Consider the following 13,301-nt stretch of genomic DNA (forward strand, 5'->3'; position numbering starts at 1 on the left):
AGGTGGAGTCCGTGCTCGCGGCTCATCCCGGGGTCCTCCAGGCGGCTGCCGTGGTCCGTGAGGACCAGCCCGGCGACCAACGCCTCACCGCCTACATCGTCCCCAGGGGCACGAGCGTCGAAGGCGATGAACTGCGTCGGCAGGTCGACCGGTGGAGCGCGCTGTGGAGCGAGGTCTACGAGGCCGCGCCCGTCGACTGCGACCGGCCTCCCTTCGGAGAGGACTTCTCCGGATGGACCAGCAGCTACGACGACGCGCCGATCCCTCTGGAGGAGATGCGCGAATGGCGTGACACGACGGTCGAGCGCATTCTCGGCCTGCGCCCCCGCCGGGTCCTGGAGATCGGCGTCGGTACCGGACTCGTCCTGGCCGAGGTGGCGCCGCACGTGGACGCCTACTGGGGTGTGGACGCCTCGTCCGCCGCAGTCGAAGGGTTGCGTTCCCGGCTCGCCGACCGGCCCGAACGGACCGGCGAGGTGGTCCTGCGGGCCCTGGCCGCGCATGACATCGGCGGTCTCCTTGCCGACCCGTCGATGCCTGAAGGATCGTCAAGGCTCTTCGACACCATTGTGATCAACTCCGTGGCGCAGTACTTCCCCAACGCCGCGTACCTGGCCGATGTCGTCGACCAGGCGCTCACGCTGCTGGCGCCGGGAGGAACGCTCTTCCTCGGCGACATACGCAACCGCGCGCTGCACAACTGCTTCAGCACCGCGATCCAGCTCGCGCGCGCCGACGACAGCGCCGACTCTGCCGTGCTCCGCAGGACCGCCGACCAGGCGGTGCTCCACGAGAGGGAGCTCCTGCTCGACCCGGAGTTCTTCCTCGGCCTGCGCGACAGCCGGGAGGACATCGGCTCGGCCGACGTCTTCCTCCGACGCGGCCTGCACCACAACGAGCTGTCCAGGTACCGGTACGACGCCGTGCTGCGCAAGTCCCCGGTCGACCCGCCGGTCGCCGGAGCCGTTCCGCAGCTGCGCTGGGGAGCGGACTTCACCTCCGCCGAGGAGCTCACGAAGCTCCTGGCCGCCCGGGAGCCCGCCGCGCTGCGCGTGTCCGCGGTGCCCAACGCCCGGCTGGTGGAGGAGATCGCCGCCGCCAGGGCACTCGCGTCCGGCGCCCCCGTCCGCAGGGCCCTCGCCGCAGGGGCCTCGCGGACCACGGGCGCACTGGACCCCGAGGTCCTGCACCGGATCGGAACCGCGCACGGCTACCAGGTGGCGCTGACATGGTCGGCCGGGTCGGCGGACCTGTTCGACGCGGTGCTCGTGCCGACCGACGACACCCGTTCGACGGCGGTGAAGATCCAGGCGTACGCACCCGACCGACCGGTCGACGCCGAGCTCGACCGATACGCCACGAATCCCGCGGCGGCCGAACGGATCGGTGAACTTGCCCAGGAAGTACGAGAGTTCATCGCCGGACGCATCCCGGAATACATGATGCCGTCCGCCCTGGTGCTGGTCGGGTCGATGCCGTTGACGCCCAACGGCAAGCTCGACCGCAAGGCGCTGCCGTCCGTCACGGTGCCGACCGGCTCCGGACGGCCGCCGAGGTCGCCCAGGGAGGAAGTGCTCTGCGACCTGTACGCCGAGGTGCTCGGCGTCCCCAGGGTCGGCCCGGAGGATTCGTTCTTCGAGCTCGGCGGGCACTCCCTGCTCGCCATCCGGCTCCTCGGCCGTGTCCGCGACGTACTGGGCACCGAGCTGCCGTTGCTCAGCCTCTTCCGGACGCCCACCCCGGCCGGGCTCGCGGACGAGCTGGACGGCGGGTCGGCCGAAGGAGCACTGGAGGTGCTGCTGCCGCTGCGTCCCGGGGGCGAACGTCCGCCGCTGTTCTGCATCCACCCCGGCGGAGGCATCAGCTGGGGGTACGCGGGGCTGCTCAAGCACATCGGTCCCGAGGTCCCGGTCTACGGCGTGCAGGCCCGCAGCCTGGCCCGCGCGGAACAGAGGCCGGCGACCATGGCGGAGATGGTCGACGACTACGTCGCGCGGATCCGCGAGGTCAGCCCCGAGGGGCCGTACCAGCTCCTGGGATGGTCGTTCGGCGGCGTGGTGGCGCACGCCGTGGCCACCCGCCTCCAGGAGGACGGCGCCCAGGTGCCGCTGCTGGTGGTGATGGACGGCTACCCCGACCCCGCCGCCCGTACCGCCGACGCCGGTACGCGGGTCGACGCGGAACAGATCATCGGGCATCGGGAAGTGCTGGACGGGCTGCTCGAGTTCCTCGGAGTGCCGCTGCGCCCCGAGGGCGAGGAACCGCTGGACTTCCAGCGCGCGATCGAGCTGGCGCGCGCCGAGGGCAGCGCCATGGCGAACCTCGGTGAGGAGAACATCCAGTCCATCGCGGACGTGCTCACCAACAACGTGAACATCGGCCGCGGCTTCGTCCCCGGCACCTACCGGGGCGACCTGCTGCTGTTCACCTCGACCGAGGACGAGCCGGGCGGCAGGCCCACGCCCGCCGCCTGGAACCCTTATGTGACCGGCGCGCTCGACGTGCACGAACTGCAGTGCACGCACAGCCGGATGACCCAGCCGGTGCCGTTGGCCGAGGTCGGCCGCGTGGTGTCCGCACGGCTGGCCCGGTCCGGCGAGGAGGGGCAGGGTCCCGCAGGCCCGGACCGGCACTGACACCCGCCGGAGGCGGACGGCACCAGCCGCCGTCCGCCTCCGGCTGGTGCTTCCACAGGACCGGGGCCCCGGCACCGGTACGGCACTTCCCGTGATTCGGCACGACCGGATCCGCACGATGGAGAAACGGACATGACGCATTCCACACCCCTTGGCGCGCACATATCCGCACGGGCGGCGAAGCTGTCGGGCAACACGCTCACCGACCTGTTCGTGCTGGCCCGCTCCCGCGGTGCCATCGACATGGCGGTCGGCACCCCGGGATACCCCGAGATCTCGGGCGACCTGATCGAAGAGGCGGCCGCCGCCATGCGGGCCGGACACAACCAGTACGAGCACCCCGCGGGAGAAGCCCTGCTGCGGCAGCGGATCACCGGGATGCTGACCACCCCCACCGACCCCGACACCGAGATCACCGTCACGGCAGGGGCCACCGAGGCCCTCTTCGTCGCGCTCCTGGCGACCCTCGACCCCGGCGACGAGGTCGTCCTGCTCACCCCCGGATACGAGCAGTTCACGGCCGCCGCCGAACTCGTCGGCGCCGTACCCCGCTTCGTGCCCCTGTACGCGCCCGACTGGCGTTACGACCCGGCCGAACTCGCCGCCGCCTTCACGCCCAGGACCAGGGCGGTCGTCCTGAACACTCCCAGCAACCCCACGGGGAAGATCCTCGACCGCGACGAACTCACGGAGATCGCCGCACTGTGCGAGCGGTGGAACGTCACCGTGATCTCCGACGAGGTGTACAGCAACTTCGTCTTCGACGGCCGCCGCCACCTCTCGGTCACCGAGATCCCGGGACTGGCCGAGCGCAGCGTCGTCATCGGATCGCTCTCCAAGAGTCACGCGGTGAGCGGCTGGCGGCTGGGCTTCCTTCGCGCCGCACGGGAGCGCACGGAGGCCCTTCGCCGGGTGCACGAGCTGACCACCAACGGCACCGCGGCGCCGCTCCAGGTGGCCGCGGGACGGGTGGCCGAAACCGGGGAACTGAGTGCGGTCAACCGGGAGATGGAACGCCGGCGGGATCTGGCTCAGGAGATCTTCTCCCGGGCGGGCATGAAGTTCGCCCCGGCGGAAGGAGGTTGCTTCCTCTTCGCCGACATCGGCCCGCTCACCGGCGGGCGGCAGGACTGCACGGAGTACGTGCGCGACCTGCTGGACCGGGCGGGCGTGCTGCTCGTTCCCGGTGCGCCCTTCTTCGCCGACCCCGAACGCGGTCGCAACCACGTGCGCATCGCCTTCAACCGGAGCACCGAGACGCTGCGCGAGGTCGAGCGCCGGATCCTGGGCGACTGATGGCCGACCACACGAGCGGGAGCACCCGCATGCGCATGTCCGACACCGGCGGCCTCGGGCCGCTGCCGGCCTTTCTGCGCGGCGGCCGGGAGGGCGTCGTCCCGATCGTCGCACCCACCGGCGACAAGATGTGGCTGGTCTGCGACTACGCGCTGGGCCGCCTGGTCCTCATCGACAAGAGGTTCAGCCGGGCCGAGGCCGTCGCGGACCACGCGCCGAAGTTCAACGACGCCCAGCCCGTGCGCGACTCGATGATGAGCATGGACGGCACCGACCACACCCGGTTGCGGCGCATCGTGACCGGCGCCTTCACCACCGGCCGGGTCGCCGCCATGGCGCCGTACGTCGAGCGGCTCACCGACGAACACCTCGACCGGCTCGCCGCGGCAGGACCCGGCAGCGACCTGGTGGAAGGGCTCGCGACGCCGCTGCCGCTGCAGGTCCTGTGCTCGCTGCTCGGCGTGCCGCCCGAGGACAGCCCCCGGTTCCGCAACTGGGTCGAGGTGCTGTTCGACATCTCCGCCAGCAGCCCGCAGGAGAAGTCCCGGCGGCGACTGGAGCTGGTCGACTACATGTCCGACCTCATCGGCCACAAGCGGCAGCGCCAGGACGACGACCTGCTCGGCGACCTCATCCGGGCGCACGACCGGGGCGACCTGTCCATGGGCGAGCTGCTGACCATGGGCCTCACCCTGCTGATGGCCGGGTACGAGACCACGGTCGGCCAGATCAGCCTGTCGGTACTGGCCCTCCTGTCCGACCCCGTCGCGTACGGGCAGCTGCGGGAACGGCCCGACACCGTGCCCGCCGCGGTCGAGGAGCTTCTGCGCCTGACCCCCGCCACACCGATGAGCTTCACCCGCGTCGCGCTGGAGGACGTCGTCCTCGGAGACACCACGGTGCGGATGGGCGAGGCCGTCGTGGTCTCGCTGCTGCACGGCAACCGCGACGGCGCGGCCTTCGCGGACCCGGAGCTGCTGGCACCCGAGGGGCACGACGCCGTCCACCTGACGTTCGGGCACGGCGTGCACCGGTGCCTCGGCGCGCCGCTGGCCCGGCTGCAGGTCCGGACGGTCCTTGAACGCCTGATGAGCAGGTTCCCGACGATGCGCCCGGCCGAGGGCGACGACGCGATCGTCTGGAAGGACGGACTGGCCACCCGAGGGCTGTCCCGGCTGCGGGTGGAGTGGTAGCCGCTCAACCCCGCCGACAGAGCGCCGCGGCCGCGCCGGACGAGCCCCGTAGTAATGCCCCAGCGATCGAGTGAGGAACCACGTGTCTGTCGAGAATGGCCACAACGTCACAGGGCCCGGCGACGAGCCGATCGCCGTCGTGGGACTGTCCTGCCGATTCCCCGGCGCCGGCGACCCGTCGGCCTACTGGAAGATGCTCGTGGAGGGACGCGACGCAGTGACCGGCGCGCCCGCCGGGCGCGGCGAGGCCGGCGGGACCGGGGCCTTCCTCGACCACGTCGACGGGTTCGACGCAGCCTTCTTCGGCATCGCACCCCGTGAGGCCGCGGCCACGGACCCGCAGCAGCGCCTGGTCCTCGAACTGGGCTGGGAGGCCCTGGAGGACGCCGGGATCGTCCCCGAGACGCTGCGGGCGGGCGGAACGGGTGTCTTCATCGGCGCCATGACCGGCGACTACGCCGACCTCGTCCACCGGTCCGGGGCGGGCCACGGGCTCTCCCACCATTCCTTCACCGGCCTGACCCGCAGCCTGATCGCCAACCGCGTCTCCTACGTGCTGGGGCTGCGCGGCCCGAGCCTCACCGTCGACGCGGGACAGGCGTCCTCCCTGGCCGCCGTCCACCTGGCCTGCCAGAGCCTGCGCTCCGGGGAATCGGATCTCGCCGTCGCGGGCGGCGTCGAACTGCTCCTCGCTCCGGAGAGCCGAGCCGTGGCCGAGAGTTTCGGCGGCCTCTCGCCCGACGGGCGGTGCTTCACCTTCGACGCCCGCGCGAACGGCTACGTACGGGGCGAGGGCGGCGCCGTCGTCGTGCTCAAGAGGCTGTCGGCGGCGCTGGCCGACGGCGACCACGTCCACGCCGTGCTGCGCGGCAGCGCGGTCAACAACGACGGTGGCGGCCCCGGACTCACCGTCCCGCACGAGGACGCCCAGCAGGACGTGCTGCGCCGTGCCTGTCTGCGGGCCGGAGTCGACCCCTCGGAGATCCAGTACGTCGAACTGCACGGCACCGGCACGCCGGTCGGCGACCCCGTCGAGGCCGCCGCACTGGGGGCCGTGCTCGGCCGGGGCCGTCCCGCGGACGAGCCCCTGCTGGTCGGTTCGGCCAAGACGAACGTGGGACACCTCGGGGCCGCGGCCGGGATGGCCGGGCTGCTCAAGGTGATCCTCTCCGTCTCCCGCGGCCTGCTGCCGCGGAGCCTGAACCACGCCACCCCCAACCCCCGCATCCCACTGGCCGAGTTGAACCTGCGCGTCCAGTCCGCGCCGGGCGCCTGGCCGCACCCCGGTAGGCCGCTCGCCGGAGTCTCCTCGTTCGGTCTCGGCGGCACGAACTGCCACGTCGTGGTCGAAGGGCCGCCGCCCGGACGCGAGCCGCGCAGGACGGAGGGGGAGCAGCAGGCCGCGTTCCGCGCACCGCTGCCCTGGACGGTGTCCGGGCAGAGCGCCGACGCGGTTCGCGCGCAGGCCGCAGGACTGCTCGCCCACCTCGCCCGCGACACCAACACCGATGCCGATGGCGACGTGCGGCTGAGCGACCTCGGCCACACGCTTGCGGTCTCGCGCACGGCTTTCCGGCACCGCTCGGTCGTCCTGGCCACGACGCGCGCCGAACTCACCGCAGGACTCGCCGCGCTGGCCGAGGGCCGCGAGGCGCCGGAGCAGGTGAGCGGCGTCGCACGGGAGCGGCGTCGTGCGGTGTTCGTCTTCCCCGGACAGGGCTCGGACTGGGCCGGGGCGGCGGCCGGCCTGCTCGACGCCTCGACCGTTTTCCGCGCGGGCGTTCGTGCCTGCGGTGAGGCTCTCGCCCCGCACATCGACTGGTCCCTGGAGGACGTGCTGCGCCGAGTGCCCGGCGCACCGGACCTCGACCGCGTCGACGTCGCGCAGCCCGCGCTGTTCGCCGTGATGGTGGGCCTGGCCGACGTGTGGCGTTCCTTCGGGATCGAGCCGTCCGCCGTGGTCGGCCATTCCCTGGGCGAGGCCGCGGCCGCCTACGTGTCGGGCGCGCTGTCGTTGGACGACGCGGCCCGGGTGGTCGCATCGAGCAGCCGGATCCTGCGGTCCGTCACCGGGCGCGGCGCGGCGGCATCTGTCGGACTGTCCGTCCGGGACGCGGCCGAGCGCATCGCGCACCACGGAGGAGAGCTGAGGATCGCGGCCGTCGACGGACCCCGGTCCGTGGTGGTCGCCGGTGCCTCCGAAGCGGTTTCGGCACTGGTCGACGCATGCGCGGCGGACGGCGTACGGGTCCGGCTGCTTCCGGGGGATCACACCCCGGCCCCGACCCACGTGCCGGGGATCCGTGACGAGCTGGCCGCAGCACTGGCCCCGATCGTGCCGAGGGCCTCCCGGGTCGCCTTCCACTCGTCGGTGACCGGACGGCAGATGGACACCACCGCGCTGGACGCCGACCACTGGTACCGGAACCTGTGCGAGACCGTCGAGTTCGACCGGACCGTGCGCTCGCTCGCCGACCACGATGCCTTCATCGAGGTGAGCCCGCACCCCGTGCTCACCGGTGCCGTCCGGCAGAGTCTGGGTGAAGCGGAGTCGGACGCCGCCGTGGTGGGTTCGCTGCGCCGCGACGAGGAGGGGCCGCGCTGCTTCCTCACCTCCCTCGCCGAACTCCACACCAGCGGCATGACGGTCGACTGGCGCCCGGCCTTCCCCGCCGACGCCCGGCGCGTCGCGCTGCCGACGTACGCCTTCCAGCGCAAGCGGCACTGGCTGGACGACCTGCCCGGCACGCCCGGCCAGGAGACCGTCGGGCCCACCGCGCGGGCCGCCGCGGAGACCGACGCCACGGACACGACCGGCACCGAAGCGACCGGCAGCGACGCACGGGCCGGCCGTCCGCACCTGCACGGGCTGCCCGCGGAAGAGACCACCGACCGTCTCATGGACCTCGTGCTGTCCGAGGCCGCCCTGGTCCTGGGGCACGACGTGGGCGACGACGTCGACCCCGCCGTGTCGTTCAAGGACCTCGGCTTCGACTCCATGAGCGCGGTGGAGTTCTGCGACCGGCTGGCCGAACTCACCGGTCTGGAGCTCCCGGCCACGCTGATCTACGACTATCCCTCGCCCGGGAAACTGGTCGGGCGGCTGGCCGCACGGATGTCGGCCGCGGAGTCCGCCGACGGGACCGGTCCGGATGCGACGGACGATTCCGTGGCAGGTGATGCCGGGGCCGGCGGGCCCGGGACCGACGACGACCCCGTGGCGGTCGTCTCCATGGCGTGCCGCTTCCCCGGCGGAGTGGCGGGCCCCGAGGACCTGTGGCGGCTGCTCGTCGAGGAACGGGATGCCGTCGGCGGGTTCCCGGACAACCGCGGCTGGGACCCGGAGGCCCTCTTCGGCACGGCACCCGGCCGCGCGGGCAAGTCCCGTACGCGGCACGGCGGATTCCTGTACGACGCCGACCGGTTCGACGCGGAGTTCTTCGGCATCAGCCCCCGCGAGGCCACGGGCATGGACCCCCAGCAGCGGCTCCTGCTGGAGACGGTCTGGGAGGCCGTCGAGCGGGCGGGCGTCGACCCGGCCGCACTGCGCGGCAGCACGACCGGCGTGTACGTCGGCGCGACGGCCCAGGACTACGGGCCCCGGCTGCACGAGGCCGGTGAGGACGCGGGCGGCTACGCGCTGACGGGCAACTCCGTCAGCGTCCTGTCGGGTCGCGTCGCCTACACCTTCGGCCTGGAAGGCCCTGCCGTCACGGTCGACACCGCGTGCTCCTCGTCCCTGGTGGCCCTGCACCTGGCCGCGCAGGCACTGCGTCGAGGCGAGTGCGACCTGGCGCTGGCGGGCGGAGTGACCGTGATGTCGAGCCCGGGCATGTTCGTGGAGTTCAGCCGCCAGGAAGGACTGGCGCCCGACGGGCGCTGCAAGGCGTTCGCCGAGGGCGCCGACGGCACCGGCTGGGCCGAGGGCGTGGGCGTGCTGATGCTGGAGAGGCTGTCGGACGCCCGCCGCAACGGCCACGAGGTGCTCGCCGTGCTGCGCGGCTCGGCGGTCAACCAGGACGGCGCGAGCAACGGGCTGACCGCACCGAACGGCCCCTCCCAGGAACGGGTGGTCCGGCAGGCCCTCGCGGCGGCGGGGCTGACCGCCGCCGAGGTGGACGCGGTGGAGGCGCACGGCACCGGGACACGGCTCGGCGACCCGATCGAGGCACAGGCCCTGCTGGCGACGTACGGCCAGGGCCGCGACGTCGAACAGCCGCTCCACCTGGGATCGTTGAAGTCGAACATCGGCCATGCGCAGGCGGCCGCAGGTGTCGGCGGCGTCATCAAGATGGTGCTGGCGATGCGGCACGGCATGCTGCCGCGCACGCTCCACGTCGACGAGCCCACCTCCCACGTCGACTGGGGCACGGGAGCGGTGTCGTTGCTCACCGAGGCGGTGCCGTGGCCCGAGCGGGACCGTCCCCGCCGGGCGGGCGTGTCCTCCTTCGGCATCAGCGGCACCAACGCCCATGTGGTCCTGGAGCAGGCACCGGCCGACGAACCGTCCGACGAACCGGCCGTGTCCGGGGACGTGCCCGCCGCACCGGCCGTACCGCAGGCGCCCTGGGTGCTGTCGGGCCGCACGGAGGACGCGCTGCGCACCCGGGCGGAGCGGCTGCGGGACTTTGTCGAGGACCATCCGGAACAGCGGACCGCAGACATCGCACGCACCTTGGCCGAGGCTCCCTCCCCCTTCGCCGAACGGGCCGCCGTGACGGGCCGGAACCGGGACGAGCTGCTGCGCGGTCTGGCGGCCCTCGCCGCAGGCGAGCCGTCCGCCGACGTGGTGCGAGGAGCGTCCGCGGCACGCGCCAGGACCGCGTTCCTCTTCACCGGACAGGGCAGCCAGCGGCTGGGCATGGGCCGTGAACTCCACGCCTTGTGCCCGCCGTTCGCCGAGGCCTTCGACGCCGTGTGCGCCCATCTCGATCCCCTGCTGCCGCACCCGCTCAAGGACGTGCTCTTCGCGTCCGGCGAGGACGGCGAAGGGGTCCGGCTCGATCGGACGGTCTTCACCCAGGCGGCACTGTTCGCCGTCGAGGTCGCGCTCCACCGACTCCTGGAACACTGCGGGGTCGTGCCCGACTACGTCCTGGGGCACTCGATCGGCGAACTCGCGGCCGTCCACGTCGCGGGCGTGCTCACCCTGGAGGACGCCTGCGCACTGGTGGCCGCCCGCGGCCGCCTCATGCAGGCCGCCCCCGCCGGCGGCGCGATGATCGCCCTCGAAGCGGGCGAGACGGAGATCCTGCAGGCCCTGACCGGGTACGCGGGGAAGCTGTCCGTCGCCTCGGTCAACGGCCCGGCGTCCGTCGTCGTCTCCGGCGACGAGGGCGCAGCGCTCCAACTGGCCGACGTCTGGCGGGCGTCGGGGCGCCGGGTGGCGCGGCTCAAGGTGAGCCACGCCTTCCACTCGGCCCACATGGACCCGGTCCTCGCGGAGTTCCGCGAGGCCGCGGCGGGCCTCACCTACGCGGCACCGCGCATCCCCGTGATCTCCAACGTCACCGGGAAGGCCGCCACCGCCGAGGAACTGGCGTCCCCCGACTACTGGACGCGGCAGCTGCGGCACACCGTGCGGTTCGCCGAGGGCGTCCGCACCCTCCAGGACGAGAACGTCACGGTCTACCTGGAGCTGGGCCCGGACGCGGTCCTGGCCGCCATGGTCCGCGCCTCCCTCGACGAGGACGCCGCCCGCGGCACGGCCACCGCGGCCGTGCTGCGCGGCGACCGGCCCGAGACACACACCGTCGTCCGGGCCCTCGCCGTCGCGGCCGCGCACGGAACGCGCCTCGACGCGGCGCGCCTGTTCCCCGACGGGCGGCGGACCGTCCTGCCCACGTACCCGTTCCAGCGGCGCAGGTACTGGCTCGACACCCCCGCGGGCACGGGAGGCCCCGCGGGCCACGGTCTCAGCACCACCGGTCACCCGCTGCTCGGCGGCATGACGACCCTCGCCGACGGTGAAGGACTGCTCCTCACGGGGTCGATCTCCCGCCGCACCCACCCCTGGCTCGCCGACCACGTCGTCGCCGGTACGGCACTGCTGCCGGGCACCGCGATCGTGGAACTGGTGACGGCCGCCGCGGACCGGGCGGGGTACGGCCGCCCGGGCGAGGTCGTCGTCGAGGCGCCGCTGGCCGTCCCCGCGGAGGGTGGCGTACACCTGCAGGTGACCGTCGGCCGCACCGACGCATCGGGCGAGCGCCCGGTCACCGTCCACTCGCGCGCGGAGACGGGCGCCGAGTGGCTCCCCGAGGACGAGGGGGAGTGGACCCGGCACGCGTCGGGCCGGCTCACCTCCGCTCCCGCCGCTGTTCCCGCGCCCATGACGGCGTGGCCGCCGCCCGGCGCACGGACCGTCCCGGCGACGGACGCCTACGAGCGCTTGGCAGGGCTCGGCTATGCGTACGGTGAAGCCTTCCGGTGCCTCGGCAGGGTCTGGCAGTCGGGCGCGGACCGGTACGCGGAGGTCGCCCTGCCGGAGGGGTACCGGGGCGACGCCGACGGATACGGGCTGCACCCCGCACTGCTCGACGCCGCACTCCACCCGCTGCTGCTGGGTGACGGCGACGTCGACAGCGGCGGAGCGGCCCACGGCCTGAGAATCCCGTTCTCCTTCGACGGCGTCACCCTGCACGCGGCGGGCGCCACCGCACTGCGCGTCCACTGGACGCCCACGGGCCCCGGGAGCGCCGCGCTGACGGCCACGGACCCCGAGGGCGCCCCCGTGATCTCCATCGACTCGGTGACGCTGCGATCCACCCCCGCCGAATGGTCCGCGGGGAACACCGGCCGCCGCGAGGACGCCCTTCACCACGTCGTCTGGAACCCGGACGTGGCGCTCGGCGGTGTCCCCGCACCGGACCCCGGCGTCCGCTGGACCGTCCTCGGCGCCGACGCGCCCGGTCTCGCCGACGCCATGGCCGCCGCCGGAAACCCCGTCGCCCGTCACGCGGACGTCGACGCGCTGGACGCCGCGCTCCGCGACGGCGAAGCGGCCCCCGACGTACTCGCCCTCGTCTGCGTGACGTCCGACGTCGGCCCGCTCGACGTCGCCGCCCGGACCCACGCGGCCGTCCGGTGGGCACTGGCCGCGACGCAGCGCGTCCTCGCCGACGACCGCCTCGCCGCGACTCGGGTCCTGCTGCTGACCCGTGGCGCGGTGGCCACGACCGCGGACGGGGACGTCCACGACCTGCCAGGAGCCGCCGTGCGCGGGCTGCTGCGCAGCGGGCGGAGCGAGCACCCGGGCCGCTTCGTCCTCCTCGACGTCGACGGGGCGGAACGCGTCGACGCGGCCTCGATCGCCGTTGCGGCAGCGGCCGGAACGGAGCGTGAACTCGCTCTGCGGGACGGCGTGCTGCTCACGCCCCAGCTGCGCAGATCACCCGCCCACACCTTCGCGGCCACCGGCTTCGACCCCGCCGGAACCGTCCTCGTGACCGGCGGCACCGGCGGACTCGGCCAACTGGTCGCCCGGCACCTGGTGGCCCGGCACGGCGTCCGCAGACTGCTGCTGACCAGCCGCAGGGGACCTGCCGCCGAGGGCGTCGACGAACTCGTCGCCGACCTCGGGGCGGCGGGCGCCGACGTCACCGTCGCCGCGTGCGACGCCGCCGACCGGAACGCGCTCGCGGCCCTGCTCGCCGCTGTCCCGGCCGCGCACCCGCTGACCGCCGTCGTCCACACCGCCGGTGTACTGGCCGACGCCACGATGGAGAACCTCACCGCGGACGGCGCCGACGCCGTGCTGCGCCCCAAGGTGGACGCGGCCTGGCACCTGCACGAACTCACCGCCGGCGCGCCGCTGAAGGCGTTCGTGCTGTTCTCCTCCGTCGCAGGGCTCATCGGCAGCCCCGGCCAGGCCAACTACGCGGCGGCCAACGTCTTCCTGGACGCGCTGGCACACCACCGGCGCGCCCTCGGGCTCCCGGCGGTCTCGCTGGCATGGGGCCTGTGGGAGGCCTTCGGCGGCATGGCCGCCACGCTGGACGGCGCCGGCGCCGCGCGCTGGGCCCGCGACGGCATCCTGCCGCTCCCCGCCGGCCACGGGCTGCGCCTGTTCGACGCGGCCGTCGCGGCGGACGAGCCGCTGCTGGTACCCGCCGTACTGGATCGGGCCGCACTGGGCGCCCCGCGGAGTTCCCGTCCGCTGCCGGCACTGCTGCAC

General features: G+C 73.6%; 4 protein-coding genes. All 4 read left to right on the forward strand.

Features of this window, described 5'->3' with window-relative positions; translation table 11 throughout:
• On the forward strand, positions 1–2,636 hold a 2,636-nt coding region (locus tag ABZZ04_RS38740), incomplete at its 5' end, for a thioesterase domain-containing protein (protein WP_356936941.1).
• 132 nt (positions 2,637–2,768) lie between these two features.
• Positions 2,769–3,932: a pyridoxal phosphate-dependent aminotransferase gene (locus ABZZ04_RS38745; RefSeq protein WP_356936942.1), complete on the forward strand. Its 1,164-nt coding sequence runs from the start codon at positions 2,769–2,771 to the stop codon at positions 3,930–3,932.
• A 29-nt stretch (positions 3,933–3,961) separates the two neighbouring features.
• Positions 3,962–5,125, forward strand: a complete 1,164-nt coding sequence (locus ABZZ04_RS38750; RefSeq protein ID WP_356936943.1) for a cytochrome P450 — start codon at positions 3,962–3,964, stop codon at positions 5,123–5,125.
• A gap of 82 nt (positions 5,126–5,207) precedes the next feature.
• Positions 5,208–13,301: SDR family NAD(P)-dependent oxidoreductase (locus ABZZ04_RS38755; RefSeq protein ID WP_356936944.1), on the forward strand; the 8,094-nt coding region annotated here is incomplete at its 3' end.

Origin of the sequence: Streptomyces sp. NPDC006435 (genome assembly GCF_040612315.1) — a bacterium.
Lineage (GTDB): Bacteria > Actinomycetota > Actinomycetes > Streptomycetales > Streptomycetaceae > Streptomyces.

Coding starts and splice junctions, on each gene's coding strand:
- ABZZ04_RS38745 (WP_356936942.1), top strand. CDS start 2,769: ATGACGCATTCCACACCCCTTGGCGCGCACATATCCGCACGGGCGGCG.
- ABZZ04_RS38750 (WP_356936943.1), top strand. CDS start 3,962: ATGCGCATGTCCGACACCGGCGGCCTCGGGCCGCTGCCGGCCTTTCTG.